Below are 14419 nucleotides of genomic sequence, written 5' to 3' on the forward strand. Positions count from 1 at the left end.
GAGTTCGGTATGTCCCAGTCGAACGTCGCCGACCCTCTGTCTCGGTCCCGCCCCGTCCGGCTGCTGCGTGAGCTGTGGTTCCAGGTGGTTCTGGGTGCCGTCCTCGGAATTGCTGTCGGCGTTCTCTTCCCTGGCTTCGGCGCCGCGATGAAACCTCTGAACGACTGGTTCATCGCGCTGGTCAAGATGATCGTCGTCCCGGTCGTCTTCTGTGTCGTCACCACGGGCATCGCCGCGATGGAGGATCTGCGCAAGGCCGGGCGGATCGGGATCAAGGCGATCGTCTACTTCATCGTCTTCTCGCTGGTGTCGATGGTGATCGGCCTCGTAGTGGCCAATGTGTTCCATCCCGGCGCGGGGATGAACATCGACCCGGCCACCCTCGACGCCGGCAACATCCCCGGTGTGAGCGGAGGTGGCCACGCGAGCTTCACGGACTTCGTGTCGAGCCTGATCCCGGAGACGCTGTTCGGCGCGCTCACCGGGGACAACATCCTCTCGGCGCTGCTGGTGTCGATCCTGTTCGGGGTGGCCCTCAACGTCTCGGGAGAGCGGGCGCAGATCCTCACCCGGGGCATCGGTGCGCTGTCGGAGGTCGTCTTCAAGATCGTCTCGTGGGTGATGCGACTCGCGCCCATCGGCACGTTCGGAGCGCTGGCAACGGTGGTCAGCACCTACGGCGCGGCCAGCCTGCAACAGCTCGGCTACCTGGTCGTCCTGTTCACCGCGACGTGCGTCGTCTACATCCTCGTGGTGCTCGGGGCGATCATGCGGGCGTGCCGGCTGAGCCTGTTCGGGCTCATGCGTTTCCTGCGGGCGGAGCTGTTGGTCGCACTGAGCACCTGCTCGAGCGAGGCGGTGCTCCCGCAGATGGTGCAGAAGCTCGAGGCCCTCGGCGTCGGCCGTCCCGTCGTCGGCATCACGATTCCCGCCGGGTTCTCGTTCAACCTCGACGGGTCGGCGATCTACCTGACCATGGCGTCGCTCTTCCTCGCGCAGGCCGTCGGGATCGACCTGTCGTGGCAGCAACAGCTGACGATGGTCGGGATCATGATGTTGACGAGCAAGGGAACCGCCGGGATCGCGGGTGGTGCATTCATCGTGCTGGCAAGCAGCATCACCGCGATCGGGCACGTGCCGCTCGCGGCGCTCGCGTTGATCGTCGGTGTCGACCGTCTGCTCAACGAAGGCCGGGTCTTCATCAACGTGCTGGGCAACGCCGTTGCGGCGATCGTGGTGGGGAAATGGGAGAAGGACTTCGACGTCACCCGGGCCCGAGCCGTGCTGCGGATGCGGCCGGAGGTGACCGGCGGCGACAGGTCGCCCGCGAGCTCCGTCGGAACGGGAACCTGACCCTGGTGTCGCGGAAACTAGACGCCGGGCCTACTCGGCGGTGGTCGCGGTGAGGGGGCGGCGTTCGAGGATCTCCGGCGACTCGCCGAAGCCGTAACGCGCGTAGAGGCCCGCCGTCCCCGGGCGCGCCCACAGGATCGTGGCGTCGATGTCATCGAGGTCGGCGAGCGCGGCATCGAGCAGGGCCGCCGCGAGACCACGTCCTCGGTACTCGGGGCGGACGTAGAGATTGCTGAGGTAGAGGTGGGTCTCGGCCTCGTCCACCGGGTTGGGCAGCTTCCCGATCCGCGAGGCGTAGATGTGGCCGACCACCTCGCCGTCGTCCGTGGCGACCCACGCCCGCCAGCTGCCGTCGTCGAAGGAGGCGCTCACCCGCTCGCAGAAGCGCTTCTCGAACGCCGTCCGATCTTCGGTCGGCTCGGTGCCGTCGGTGCGGAACTGCCAGCGCAGCTCGGCCAGTACGGGCAGGTCGAGGACGCCCGCCGGCCGAACGGTCGCATCGTTCATCACGGCCTTCACGGGGTCAGCATGCCGACCCGGAGGCGGTGCTCGTCGAGATCGTGACGGTCGCCATGCCGCCATGCGGAAACAGTGCTTGGCTGCCGTCCACTCCGAACTGAGGATGGGTCGACGGCGCTGCCGCAGGGGGAGAGGAGCCCACATGTCGGAGGTTGACCCGAGCGACGAGGTGCTCGCGCATGCGGCGCGGCTGCTCGAGATCGTGAACAGCAGCTGGATGACCCAAGCCACCCGCGTGGCGGCCGAGCTGGGCCTGCCCGATCTCATCGCCGAGGGTCGGTGCACCGCCGACGATCTTGCTGCGGCCACGCAGACGCACGCTCCGTCGCTGCAGCGTTTGCTGCGCGCGCTCGTGACGCTCGACATCTGCCGCGAGAGTGCGGACGGCACGTTCGAGCTGACGCCGATGGGCGAGCTGCTCCGCACCGACACCGATGGGTCGGTCCGTTCCTGGACGATCTACTGGGGCCGTGAGGTGTGGCCCGAGTGGGCCCACCTGCTCGACAGCGTCACCACCGGCCGCAGCGCCCGCGAGATCGTCAGCGGGAGCGCGCATTTCGACCCCCTGCGCGATGATCCGGCTCGCGCCGCGATCTTCAACTCCGCGATGGCCGAGAACACCCGCCTGACCACGCGCAGTATCGTCACCGGCTACGACTTCGGCGCCACGTCGCGGATCGTCGACGTCGGCGGCGGGTACGGGGAGCTGCTCGCGGCCGTCCTGGCGGCCAACCCCACCGTCGAGGGTGTGCTGTTCGATCTCCCGCACGCGATCGAGAAAGCCGGCCCGTACCTGGAGAAGTGCGGCGTCGCCGACCGCTGCACGCTCCTGTCGGGCAGCTTCTTCGAGGAGCTGCCCGCGGATTCCGACGCCTACATGCTCAAGAACGTCCTGCACGACTGGGACGACGAACTCAGCCACGACATCCTCGCCACCTGCCGTCGTGCGATGACCGGCTCGTCGAAGCTGCTGGTGATCGAACGGGTCGTACCGGAGGTGATGGAGCCGAGGCCGGAGCACCGCCTGCTCGCCCGCGCCGACCTGCACATGCTCGTGGCGCATGCGGCTCTGGAGCGCACCGAGTCGCAGTTCCGGGACCTGCTGGGATCAGCGGGCCTGACAACGAGCAGGGTGCTGCCGCTGGCGATGGGATACAGCCTGATAGAAGCCGTCCGCGCCGAACAGTAGGCCGCCCCACAGCGCACACACCGGTTGGCCACCGCACAAATGTCCGAACGTGTGCACGGTGGCCACGGGGTGTGTGCCGAGGGACGCTCCGCCGCCGGGCTCACGTTTATCAGGATCTTGACGGTCGTCGCGTTTGCGTGCAACATGTGCCGCACACGACGAGGTGCTCCCCCGTAGGACCCACGGTGTCCGGCACCTCGCTCTTCTCCGTGGACAGAACGGGGTTTCGTCATGCCTTTTCGAAGGTCGTCCTGGCTCGTCCGGTCGCCCGTGATCGTGATCGCCGCTCTGCTCGCATTCGCTCTCAGCGCATGTGGGGGCGGTTCGGCGAACACCGGCAACACGATCACGCTCGGTCTGCCGGTGGAGGCCACCACGTTGGCGTCGGTGTATCTGGCCGACGACAAGAACATGTGGGCTCAGCACGGCCTGGAGGTCAAGGTCGTCACGTTCAAGGGCGACGCCGAGCTGGCCAAGGCGGTGCTCTCCGGTGACGTCGACGTGGCCATCGGCTCGCTGACCGGCCCGCTCACCGCCGTTGAGGCCGGCCAGGACGCAAAGGTGTTCTACGGCGGTTTCGACATGCCGGCCTTCGCCTGGTACGCCGTTCCGGAGATCCACAGCGTTGCCGAAGGCAAGGGCCGCAACTGGGGCGTGACCACGCTCGGCTCCTCGACCGATCTGCTCACCCGTTATGCAGCCGCAAAGGCCGGGCTGAACCCCGACACCGATATCAAGATCATTCAGGGTGGTGCATCGGCGGCCCGGCTGGCGGCAATGCAGGCAGGACAACTGCAGGCGAACATCTTCACCGAGCCGCAGACCGTGTTCGCCGAGAAGGCCGGATACAACAAGATCCTCGATCTCAAGGACGTCGTCGACACCTACCCGATGCACGTCGCCTGGGGCAGTTCGTCCTTCGTGGACGGCAACCCGGACCGGGCCAAGCGGTTCGTCGACACCCTCAGCGCGGCGATGCAGATGACGAAGGATCAGCCCGACACTGCTGCACAGGCCATGGCCGGGGCGATGAAGATCTCCGTCGACGATGCGAAGGCCAGCATGAGCGAGTGGATCGACAAGCTCTATCCCGACGGGCGCATGCCGTCGGCCCAGGCGATGGACGCGTTCTGGAACATGGGCCTGCAGGGCAAGCTCTTCGACTCCCGGATCCCGGACGAGAAATGGCTCGACCCGCGGTTCCTGCCCGCAGCGAGCTGAGGGGATCGCAATGGGACACATCACTTTCGACAAACTGCAGATCTCGTATCCGGGTAAAGCCGGTTCGTTCGTCGCGGTCGACGGCTTCGACGCCGACATCGCCGAGGGCGAGTTCGTCACGATCGTCGGCCCGAGTGGGTGCGGAAAGTCGAGCGTGCTCATGGCCGCCGACGGTCTGATCCCGATCTCGGGCGGCCGGATCAGTATTCAGGGCACAGCGGTCACCAAGCCGGGCCCGGACCGGGCGATGGTTTTTCAGGATGCCTCGCTGATGCCGTGGCGCACGGTTCTGGACAACGTCGCATTCGGGCTCGAGCTCACCGGCGTCGGCAAGGCGGAACGGCTGCGCACCGCGCGGGAGTTCGTTCAGCTGGTCGGGCTCGGCGGGCGCGAGGAAAGCCACCCGCACCAGCTGTCCGGCGGAATGCGGCAGCGGGTCGGGATCGCCCGCGCACTGGCGATGGACCCCGCCGTGCTGCTGATGGACGAGCCCTTCGGCGCACTCGACGCGCAGACCCGCGAGCTGATGGCAGGCGAGTTGCTGCGGATCTGGGACCTCGACCGCAAGACGGTGCTGTTCGTGACGCACGGGATCGACGAGGCGATCTTCCTCGCGGACCGGGTGCTGGTCATGGGCGGCAGCCCGAGCCGGGTCACCGAGGTGATGGAGATCGACCTGCCGCGACCCCGCGACTCCGCGGTGCGGGCGAGCGCTGCGTTCGGCCAGTACCGCACGCATCTGGCGAGCCTGCTCTTCGGCGGAGCGGTGCAGGCCCCGGTGGCGCTGTGATCGCACGGATTCCGGTGCCGGCCAGGTGGATCACGGGCAGCGTCGTCGTGGTTCTGGCCGTCTGGCAGGCGGCCGGCATGCTCGCAGTGATCGACACGAGCTACACGAGCACGCCGCTGGCGATCGTCGAGGCCGGTGTGGAGATGGCCGGCTCCGGTGAGCTGTGGAGCAACGCGCAGATCACCCTCATCGAGTTCATCGTCGGGTTCGTGCTGGCCGTCGTGGTCGGGGTGCCGTTGGGCATGCTGATGGGCTGGCGGCTGCGGCTGCGCCAGACGCTGGAACCGGCGCTCGTGGCGCTGTACGTCACCCCGTCGCTCGCCCTGCTGCCGCTGATCGTGCTTGCGCTGGGCATCGGGCCGGTGTCCAAGATCGCCATGGTGTTCGTGGAGGCGGTGATCACCATCGTCGTCAACTCGATGGCGGGCATCCGCGAGACCGATCCGCGCCTGGTCAGGGCGGCTCGGTCGTTCTGTGCCGGCGACCGCGACGTGTTCGTCAAGGTGCTTTTCCCCAGCGCGCTGCCCACCATCGTGGCCGGCCTGCGCCTGGGCGCAGGACGCGGTGTCATCGCGGTGATCGTCGCCGAGCTCTACGGCGGCACGCAGGGCCTCGGTCTGCAGATCTCCTCCTACGGCCAGAGCTTCGTCATCGCGCCGCTGCTGTTCCTCACGCTGCTCGTCGCCGTGTTCGGCTACGCGGTCAGCTCCGTGCTGCGGGCCACCGAGCGCAGGGTCTCGTCCTGGAAGGCGGCGTGATGGCGGTTTCGACCGGACAGGCCTCGACCGGACAGACGACCGGACGCGGCGACCGGTTCGTTCCGGTGCTGCTCGGCGGCGGCTTCCTCGTCACCGTCGCCATCGTCTGGCAGCTTGCCGTGTCCCTCGGGCTCGTGAACTCGTTCCTCACCTCGTCGCCGCAGCTGATCGGGGAGTCGCTCGTCGAGCAGGCCACCTCGGGGCTGCTGCTGAGGAGCATCGGCACCAGCGCGCTCGAACTGCTGATCGGGTTCGTCGTCGCCGCTGTCGTCGGCGTGGTGCTCGGCCTCGTCATGGGCCGCTACCGCTATGTCGAGTACGCGATCGAGCCGTACGTCTGGCTGCTGTACTCGGCTCCCATCGTCGCCCTGTTCCCCCTGCTCGTTCTGGTGCTCGGGCTCGGCAGCCCGACCGTCATCGCCATCACGTTCCTCATGTCCGTGGTGCCCGTGATCGTCAACTCGATGCAGGGCGTGCGCAACGTCGACCCGAAGCTCGTGCAGGCAGCCAGGTCGTTCGGGGCGGGGGAGACCGCCCTGCTGCGCAAGGTGATCCTCCCGGCGTCGATCCCGACGATCATGGCCGGCCTGCGACTCGGTGTCGGACGTGCGCTCGTGGGCGTCGTCGTCGGGGAGTTCTTCGCAGGCGACGGTGGGATCGGCTACAACATCAGCTCCTTCGCCGGCCATCTCGGCACCACTGACGTCCTCGCTTCCGTTCTCGTCGTGGTCGTCGCCGGTGTCGCCCTCAACCTGCTCGCCCGGCGGCTGGAAGGCCTCGCCGACTCGTGGCGCGCCGACCTCGACTGACCCAGGAGAAAGACGATGAAGCAGATCGCCGCCGATATCGGCGGGACGTTCACCGACCTGACGGGGGTGGACGGGGACGGCGTCTTCAGCACGGCGAAGACGCTGACCACTCCGCACGACCACGCAGTCGGCGTGCTGGACGGGCTCGACAAGCTCGGCGCGCACCTGCCCGACACCGAGCTGTTCCTGCACGGCTCCACCATCGCGATCAACACGGTGCTCCAGCGGGTCGGCGCCAACACCGCCCTGATCACCACCGAGGGGTTCCGGGACGTCTACGAGATCGGGCGCGGTAACCGCTCGGATCCGTACAACCTGTTCTTCGGCAAGCCGACGCCGCTGGTCCGGCGGAGGTTGCGCCGCGAGGTGCGCGAGCGCGTGCTGGCCGACGGCAGCGTGCGTACCCCGCTGGACATCGCAGCGGCGACCTCGCTGATCGAGGAGCTGCGGGGCACCGGAGTCGAGTCGGTGGCGGTGTGCCTGCTGCACTCCTACGCCAACCCGGAGCACGAGCTCGCGATCGGCCGCCTGTTCGCCGAGCTGTGGCCCGAGGCGTACGTGACGCTCTCGCACGAGATCATGCGCGAGTACCGCGAGTACGAACGCACCTCGACCACGGTGCTCAACGCGTACGTCGGTCCGGTCGTCTCGCGCTACCTCGACTCGCTCACCGACCGGCTCGCCCGGCGGGGCTTCCGCGGCCGGCTGCTCATCATGCAGTCCAACGGCGGGATCATGTCCGTCGAGACCGCCCGGCGCAGCCCGGTGCGGATGATGGAGTCCGGCCCGGTCGCCGGCGTCATCGGGGCGGCCGCGCTCGCCGACGGGCTGGGCAGGTCGCGGCTGATCCCCTTCGACATGGGCGGGACCACCGCGAAGACCAGCCTCGTCAAGGACGGCGAGGTCGACATCAGCCCCGGCTACTACATCGGCGGCTACGCCACGGGGCATCCGATGTCGCTGCCCGTGGTGAACATCGTCGAGGTGGGCTCCGGCGGCGGGAGCATCGCGTGGGTCGACGCGGCAGGCGCGCTGAAGGTCGGTCCCCGCAGCGCCGGCGCGTCACCCGGGCCGGCCTGCTACGGGCTGGGCGGTGACCGCCCGACGGTCACCGACGCCAACCTGATCCTGGGACGCCTGGGTGCGAGCCGGTTCCTCGGCGGTGAGATGCAGCTGGACCGCGCGGCGGCCGAGGCGGCGATCCGCGAGCACGTCGCCGAGCCGCTCGGGCTGGACGTCGTCGCCGCGGCCCGGGGCATCGTCACGATCGCGGACGCGCAGATGTCGCTCGCCGTGCGAGCCGTGTCGGTGGAGAAGGGCGAGGACCCGCGTGAGTTCGCGCTCGTGGCCACCGGCGGAGCTGGGCCGCTGCACGCCGTCTCGATCGCCCGGGAGCTCAGCATCGGCACGGTGATCGTGCCTGTGCTGCCGGGCCAGTTCTCCGCGAAGGGCATGCTGTCCTCGCAGGTGCGTCACGACCTGACCAGGACACAGCTTGCGGCCTTCGAGCCGGCCACGATCGAGCACTACGCGGTGACGCTCAAGTCGCTCGCCGCCGAGGCGGCTGCCCGGCTGCGGGCCGACGTCGGCGAGCCGGCGGAAACCCCGGCCGTGCACCACTTCCTGGAGCTGCGCTACCGGGGCCAGGAGTTCACGATCGCGGTGCCGGTTCCCGAGGACGGGCTGTCCACGGCGACGTACGCGTCGGTCCGCGCGGACTTCGACGCGATGCACGACCGGCTCTACGGCCACCAGGCCCCGGAGGAGGCCGTCGAGGCGATCGGCGTGCGCACGGTGATCTCCCTGCCGCTGGGCGGCAGCGCCGGCGAGATGCCCGCCGCGCAGCCCGCGGCCGGCCCCGCTCAGCCGGTCGACACCCGGCCGGTCGTGCTCCACGGTGGCGGTCCTGACCCGGTGCTGTGCCCGGTCTACGACCGTGAGGCCCTCGGCCCGGGTCACCGGATCACCGGCCCGGCAGTGGTGCAGGAGGCCACGTCGTCGGTGGTCTTCTACGAAGGCGACGTGCTCACCGTCGCTCCCGACCAGTCACTCGTCATCGCAGTAGGGAGCCCGGCATGACCGCGCCCACCACGACCGCACCCGACCCGATCACCCTCGAGGTCGTCCGATGCGCGCTGGTCGCGTACTCCGACGAGATGGCCTCGGCACTGCGCCGCACGGCGTACAACCCGATGATCTTCGAGGTCCAGGACTACTGCGTCGGCCTCGTGGACACGGCCGGCGAGCTCATCGCGCAGAACCTCGGCGGGCTGCCGATCTTCCTGGCCGACCTCGGTGTCTCGGTCGCCGACGGCATCGCGCGCTACGGGCTCGACGGGTTCGAGCCCGGCGATGCGATCGTGATGAACTACCCGTACGTCGCAGGCCAGCACCTCAACAACGTGGTGGTCTACACGCCGATCTTCGTCGACGGCAAGGTTGTGGCGTTCCCCGCCGTGCGGGCGCACTGGGTGGACATCGGCGGCTCCCGCATCGGCTTCGGCTCCACCGCCACCACCGACATCTACGCCGAGGGCCTGCAGCTTCGCTCGATCAAGGTGCTCAAGGCGGGCCGGTGGGACGACGACGTCATGCAGATCCTCAAGGACAACATCCGGATGCCGGAGTCCTCGCTGGGTGACCTGCGCGCGGCGATCGCGGCCTGCCGCCTGGGTGAGCGGCGCATCGCCGAGCTCGCGGAGCGGTACGGCCTCGACACGGTCATGGCGTGCATCGAGGAGATGCGCAACCAGTCCGAACGCCTGTCGCGTGACGCGGTCTCGCGGATGGCCGACGGCGAGTACTTCGCCTCGTCGTGGATGGACAACGACGGGCAGAAGCTGGACCAGCCGATCACCCTGGACATCCGGGTGGAGGTGGCGGGCGAGGAGCTCACCATCGACTTCTCCGGAATCGCCGAGCAGGTGCAGGGCCCGCTCAACTCCGGCAAGTCGGGTGGCGTCGCGGCCGCACGCGTGGCGTTCAAGGCCCTGACCCTCCCGACGCACCCCGTGGACGAGGGGTCGTTCCGCAACCTCCACGTCATCCTGCCCGAGGGCAAGCTGCTCAACGCGAAGCCGCCGGCCGCGCTCGGCCAGTGGAGCATCTCGCTGCCGACCGTGGTGGACACGATCATCAAGGCGCTCGCCCCCGCCCTGCCGGATCAGGTGCCTGCCGGGCACAAGGGCGACATGTCCGGGTTCACCTTCTACGGCGTCGACGAGCGGAGCGGTTCGCGGTTCGTCTGCCTGAACATCAACGGCGGCGGCTGGGGCGGGCGACCCGTCGGCGACGGCCCGAGCGCCTGCGTCTCGGTGTGCCAGGGCGATGTCCGCAACATCCCGATCGAGATCCAGGAGTCGCGCTACCCGCTGGTGTTCACCAAGCAGGAGCTGCGGTCCGACAGTGGCGGTGCTGGGCAGCACCGGGGCGGCCTCGGGCTGGAGATCGAGGCGCTGCCGCAGCAGGTGGTGTTCACCAACATCGCCAACGAGCGCACCACCTGCCCCCCGTGGGGTCTGCACGGTGGGCAGCCCGGCGCGGTGAACGACACGGTCGTCGTCCAGCCCGGTGCCGAGCCCGTGCACGTCAAGAAGCACACGGGGCTGCGACTGGAGCCCGGCTCGTCGATCAGCTTCCGCACGGCAGGCGGCGGTGGCTGGGGCGTCCCGTTCGACCGTCCGGTGGCCGAGGTGCTCGAGGACGTCCTGGACGGGTTCGTCTCGCGTGACGCGGCGCGGGAGCAGTACGGCGTGGTCGTCTCGGATGCCGGCGAGGTCGATGTGTCCGCCACCGAGGCGTTGCGCAAGGCGGCCGATGTCGCTCGTCACTGAGCTGGCCGAGCGTGCGCACGCGATGGCCCGCGACCCGCTTCCCGAGCGGGTCCGTGTGGCCACCAGGGCGCACCTGGCCGACACGGTGGGGGCGGTGCTCGCCGGCCACACCACGTTGCACGAGCAGGCCCGGCGGCTCGCCGACGGCGTGGGCCTGCGACCCGGGCCGCGCCGCACCGCCTTCATCACCGGGATCTACGCCAACGCATGGGAGGTGGCGGGGGTCCACCGCGGCGCGGTGCTGGTCCCGGGCTGTGTGGTGCTGCCCGCCGCGCTGGCGGCCCTGGAGCTGCGGCCCGACGTCACGTGGGAGGAGTTCCTGCGTGCCTACGCGGCGGGCTACGAGGTCGCGCTCGCCGCGGCGCTGGCCATCGGCGGAGACCAGCTGATCGCCGATGGCTGGTGGCCGACGGCGCTCGTCGCGCCGCTCGGTGGCGCCGCCGCCGTCTCCCTCCTGCTCGGGCAGTCCCCGGAACACACCGCTGCTGCCATCGGGCTGGCGGCGCAGCAGGCCGGCGGGGTGGTCGCAGGCAGCACCGCCGCCGCCGACGGGCGCTACCTGCTCAGTGGCATGGCCGCCGAGCGCGCTGTGGGTGCTGTTCTGGCGGTGAGGGCGGGGTGGCGCGGCCCGGTGGACGTCCTGGACGACATCAGGTCGCCGATGCGCAGGCAGAGTGAGCTCCGCAGCGGTTTCCTGCTGCCGGAGACGAGCATGAAGGTCCATGCCGGCGCCAAGCACATGCAGGCGGCGATCGACGCGGTATCCACCGTGGACGTCGCCGACGGGGTGCTCGGCATCCGGTGTGCACTCCCCGCGCAGCTGGTCCGTCCCGTGGACCGGCCACCGCCGTTCCGTTCGTCCCTCAACGCTCTGGCCAGCGCGCAGTTCATGCTGGCCGTATCGGTGGTGCGAGGGCGTTGCTCACCGTGGGAGTTCGGACCGGAACTGCTGGCGGACGAGGAGATCGTCGGCCTGGCCGAGCGGGTCACGGTGATCCCGGCCGATGATCTTTCCGCGGCGTATCCGGCGAGCTGGGGCGCGCGGCTGGAGGTGAGCACCACCTCCGGTACGGTCCGCGTCGAGCGCCGCGACGCCCGGGGCGACCCCGGCCATGAACTGAGCACGTCCGAGCTGGTGGCCAAGTTCGTCACCCTGGCCGGTCCCTCGCTCGGCGACGGGCCGGCGGGAGACCTGGTGGGCATCCTGCTCGGCGCAGAAGGCGTGGCGCCGCGGACGGCGCTCCTGGACGTGGTGCTGCCGTTGCTGCACCGCTCGCACGCGTTTCAGGAGGTCTGATGGCGGGAGAGGTCCGCGCGCCGACACCGCAGGCGGTCCTGATGACCATGCTGGGGCGCTACTGCCTCCCGGACAACCCGGCCATCTCGACCCAGGGCTACATCGAGGTGCTGGCGCGGATCGGGCTGGCCGAACAGGCGAGCAGGCTCACCCTGTCCCGGATGACCGAGCGGGGCCTGCTGGAGCGGTTGCGCCGGGGACGGCTCGCGTTCTTCCGGGCCACCGAGGTGGGGCTGACCGTGGTCCGCAACCAGGAGGCGCACACCTTCCACGAGCAGGGCGGCACTCCTGGTCCTGCCGGCGCCTGGACGATCCTGAGCTTCACGATCCCGGAGACCCAGCGCAAGGAGCGGCACCTGCTGCGGCGCCGGCTCGCGTGGGAGGGGTTCGGCCTGCTGCGGGACGGCGTCTGGATCGCGCCCGGCGACCAGGACCTGACCGAGCTGCGCAAGGGGCTCGCGGAGATGGGCATCGACCAGCACATCGACGCCTTCACCGGCTACCCGAAGTTCGCCGACGTGCACGAGATGGTCTCCCGCGTCTGGGCGCTCGACGAGCTCGTGCAGCTCTACGAGCAGTTTCTGCGGGAGTGGGACGTGCCGGCCCCGGCCCCGGCCGCCACCGACGAGCTCGGCCGGGAACTGCTCCTGATCAGCACGTGGCGCCAGCTGCTCAGGGAGACGCCCAGGTTGCCTGCCGAGCACGTGCCTTCCGACTGGCCGGCGGGCCGGTGCCAGGAGCTGTTCCGCACGCTGCACGCCCGGTACGAACCGGCCGCCGCCGAACTGTTCACGGAGATCCTCGCGGCCCACCGAGGAGACGTCTGAGGAAAGGGAGCTCTCGTTGCGCACCGTCGACTCGCACTTCCACTGGTTCCCCCGGTCCCACTTCGAGCACATGGCCGGGCGCGCGGAGCACCCGCGCACCGAACGCGTCGGGGACGGCTACCGGTACTACTACAACGAGGGGCGCGGGTTCCTGCCGCTGCCCGCGGTCTGGTTCGACCTCGACGCCGGGCTCGCCGCATCGGAGGCGGCGACAGGCCCGGACACGGTCGTCGTCTGCACGACGGGAGTGCTGAGCGGGCTGCTCGACCAGCTGCCCGCGAAGGACGCGATCGACACGGCCTACGCCTACAACGAGGAGATCGCCAAGGCGCAACGCACCCACCGCGACCGCTTCTTCGGCACGGCGGCCGTGCCGTTGCAGGACACCGAGCTGGCCCTCTCGGTGCTCGACCACGCGGTGCGGGACCTGGACCTGCGCGGGGTGAACCTTCCGCCGGTGACCGCGGGCAACCCGATCGACGTCGCCCGGCTCGAGCCGTTCTACGCACGGGTGGCCGAGCTCGGCGTGCCGTTGATCATCCACCCGACCGACCTGGTGTTCGGCGAGATGCTGGCCGACTACGGAGACGCCCTCCAGCGCACGATCGGCCGGCTGTTCGACTCGAGCGTGACGGTCCTGCGGCTGATCTTCGCGGGCGTCATGGAGAGGTACCCGGACCTGAAGATCATCCAGACGCACGGCGGCGGGTTCCTGCCGTACCAGGCAGGCCGCATCGACAAGAACGCACGGCAGGAGTCGCTGCCGCTGCCGCCGAGCGACTACCTGAAGCGGATCTTCGTCGACACCGTCACGCCGCAGGCCCTGACGGTGCGCACGGCACTGGAGTTCTACGGGCCGGACAAGGTGATCTACGGCACCGACCACCCGTGCTGGAGCCCGAAAGCGGCAGTCGGTGTCCTCGAGGAGGCCGGGCTGAGCGACGAGCAGCATGCCCGGATCCGATCCACGAACGTCGAGGCCGTTCTCAATCTGACCTGATCGCCTGCTGATCGCATCCCGCGGGAGGCGGCCGAATCCACGGCCGCCTCCCGCGGGCAGTTGTCGTGAGCGCGTTCGCGCTGACACCGGTGCACGCGCTGTTCACGGGCGAGGGCTCGCGCCGGTTCTTCGATGACCTATTCCGCGGGACGTTGCGCGTCGACTCCCGACGTGAGAACCCTGCTCCCGCCGCCTTCGCCGACGCGGCGATGGTCGAGCAGACCCACCTGAGCACCGCGGAAATCCTCACCAGCTATCACGTCGGCGGGAAGATTCGTCGACATCGGCAGTGGGTCCGAAGAGCTGCTTGCAGCCGACCCCGCCCGTGCAGACCTGCACCGGCTCGTGGCACATGCCACTCGAGCGCACGAAGTCGCAGGTCCAGGACCCACTCGGGATTGCTGGCCGCCCGTCCAGCACCGAGATGTCGCCGCCATGGACTGAAGCCCGATCGGGGTTGTCCGGTAGGCGAACGGCGCCTTCAACAGCAATCCTCCGGGTGTCGTTCGATTCCGTCGAGCACCGTGAATTGCGTTCGGCCGGATTCCTGAACCGCCGGGAACGATGCGAAGAAGAAACGACGGCATGCCTAGTAAACGTTCATGGCGGCGTCAAGGTTCAGGTGACAGACAACACCGGCTGGATCGTCGAGATCGGCGCAAAGGGCGCCGCTCGGCGGCCTAGACTTCCGGGAGGACGGCACGGGCGCCGTGCTCGTCAAGATCTCCGGCCTTCCGGCCGGATCAGATCCAGGTGGTCGAAGCTCAAGTCCTGACCGAGGCCGACGCGGGCCTGACGGAGGGGCGAGGCGCTCACGCGCATC

12 protein-coding genes are annotated in these 14419 nt (G+C 69.4%); 11 read left to right on the top strand and 1 reads right to left on the bottom strand.

The window, feature by feature from the left end; all coding sequences use genetic code 11:
• The first annotated feature begins 9 nt into the window (after positions 1-9).
• Entirely contained in the window at positions 10-1353 is a 1344-nt protein-coding gene (locus ABD743_RS41430) for a cation:dicarboxylate symporter family transporter (RefSeq protein ID WP_344729729.1), read from the top strand.
• Between the two features lie 30 nt (positions 1354-1383).
• On the opposite strand, the gene ABD743_RS41435 is transcribed toward ABD743_RS41430, so the two are convergent.
• Positions 1384-1872, bottom strand: coding sequence for a GNAT family N-acetyltransferase (locus ABD743_RS41435; RefSeq protein WP_344729730.1), 489 nt, complete (start codon positions 1870-1872; stop codon positions 1384-1386).
• A 142-nt stretch (positions 1873-2014) separates the two neighbouring features.
• On the opposite strand from ABD743_RS41435, the gene ABD743_RS41440 reads away from it, so the two are divergent.
• The 10 genes from ABD743_RS41440 (at position 2015) to ABD743_RS41485 (ending at position 13596) form a co-directional block, all read left to right on the top strand.
• Positions 2015-3061, top strand: a complete 1047-nt coding sequence (locus tag ABD743_RS41440; RefSeq protein WP_344729731.1) for a methyltransferase — start codon at positions 2015-2017, stop codon at positions 3059-3061.
• 231 nt (positions 3062-3292) lie between these two features.
• On the top strand, positions 3293-4282 hold the full coding sequence (locus ABD743_RS41445) for an ABC transporter substrate-binding protein (RefSeq protein WP_344729732.1): 990 nt from the start codon (positions 3293-3295) through the stop codon (positions 4280-4282).
• Between the two features lie 10 nt (positions 4283-4292).
• Complete coding sequence (locus ABD743_RS41450; protein WP_344729733.1) at positions 4293-5072, top strand: ABC transporter ATP-binding protein; 780 nt, start codon at positions 4293-4295, stop codon at positions 5070-5072.
• Positions 5073-5086: 14 nt separating this feature from the next.
• Positions 5087-5830, top strand: coding sequence for an ABC transporter permease (locus ABD743_RS41455; RefSeq protein ID WP_344729734.1), 744 nt, complete (start codon positions 5087-5089; stop codon positions 5828-5830).
• Positions 5830-6639, top strand: a complete 810-nt coding sequence (locus ABD743_RS41460) for an ABC transporter permease (RefSeq protein WP_344729735.1) — start codon at positions 5830-5832, stop codon at positions 6637-6639. The genes ABD743_RS41455 and ABD743_RS41460 overlap by 1 nt, the downstream gene beginning before the upstream one ends.
• A gap of 15 nt (positions 6640-6654) precedes the next feature.
• Positions 6655-8718 carry a hydantoinase/oxoprolinase family protein gene (locus ABD743_RS41465; protein WP_344729736.1) on the top strand — a complete coding sequence of 688 codons (2064 nt, stop codon included), beginning with the start codon at positions 6655-6657 and terminating at the stop codon, positions 8716-8718.
• The gene (locus ABD743_RS41470) at positions 8715-10472 is read left to right on the top strand and encodes a hydantoinase B/oxoprolinase family protein (RefSeq protein ID WP_344729737.1); all 1758 of its coding nucleotides are present in this window, start codon (positions 8715-8717) and stop codon (positions 10470-10472) included. Before ABD743_RS41465 ends, ABD743_RS41470 begins: the two co-directional genes overlap by 4 nt.
• Positions 10456-11769, top strand: coding sequence for an MmgE/PrpD family protein (locus ABD743_RS41475; protein WP_344729738.1), 1314 nt, complete (start codon positions 10456-10458; stop codon positions 11767-11769). Before ABD743_RS41470 ends, ABD743_RS41475 begins: the two co-directional genes overlap by 17 nt.
• Positions 11769-12596, top strand: coding sequence for a PaaX family transcriptional regulator (locus ABD743_RS41480; RefSeq protein ID WP_344729739.1), 828 nt, complete (start codon positions 11769-11771; stop codon positions 12594-12596). The genes ABD743_RS41475 and ABD743_RS41480 overlap by 1 nt, the downstream gene beginning before the upstream one ends.
• 16 nt (positions 12597-12612) lie before the next feature.
• Entirely contained in the window at positions 12613-13596 is a 984-nt protein-coding gene (locus ABD743_RS41485; protein WP_344729740.1) for an amidohydrolase family protein, read from the top strand.
• Positions 13597-14419 lie beyond the last annotated feature (823 nt).

It is taken from the genome of Pseudonocardia yunnanensis, from assembly GCF_039534065.1.
Classification (GTDB): Bacteria; Actinomycetota; Actinomycetes; order Mycobacteriales; family Pseudonocardiaceae; genus Pseudonocardia; species Pseudonocardia yunnanensis.

Coding starts and splice junctions, on each gene's coding strand:
- ABD743_RS41460 (WP_344729735.1), top strand. CDS start 5,830: ATGGCGGTTTCGACCGGACAGGCCTCGACCGGACAGACGACCGGACGC.
- ABD743_RS41450 (WP_344729733.1), top strand. CDS start 4,293: ATGGGACACATCACTTTCGACAAACTGCAGATCTCGTATCCGGGTAAA.
- ABD743_RS41430 (WP_344729729.1), top strand. CDS start 10: ATGTCCCAGTCGAACGTCGCCGACCCTCTGTCTCGGTCCCGCCCCGTC.
- ABD743_RS41445 (WP_344729732.1), top strand. CDS start 3,293: ATGCCTTTTCGAAGGTCGTCCTGGCTCGTCCGGTCGCCCGTGATCGTG.
- ABD743_RS41480 (WP_344729739.1), top strand. CDS start 11,769: ATGGCGGGAGAGGTCCGCGCGCCGACACCGCAGGCGGTCCTGATGACC.
- ABD743_RS41465 (WP_344729736.1), top strand. CDS start 6,655: ATGAAGCAGATCGCCGCCGATATCGGCGGGACGTTCACCGACCTGACG.
- ABD743_RS41440 (WP_344729731.1), top strand. CDS start 2,015: ATGTCGGAGGTTGACCCGAGCGACGAGGTGCTCGCGCATGCGGCGCGG.
- ABD743_RS41470 (WP_344729737.1), top strand. CDS start 8,715: ATGACCGCGCCCACCACGACCGCACCCGACCCGATCACCCTCGAGGTC.
- ABD743_RS41475 (WP_344729738.1), top strand. CDS start 10,456: ATGTCGCTCGTCACTGAGCTGGCCGAGCGTGCGCACGCGATGGCCCGC.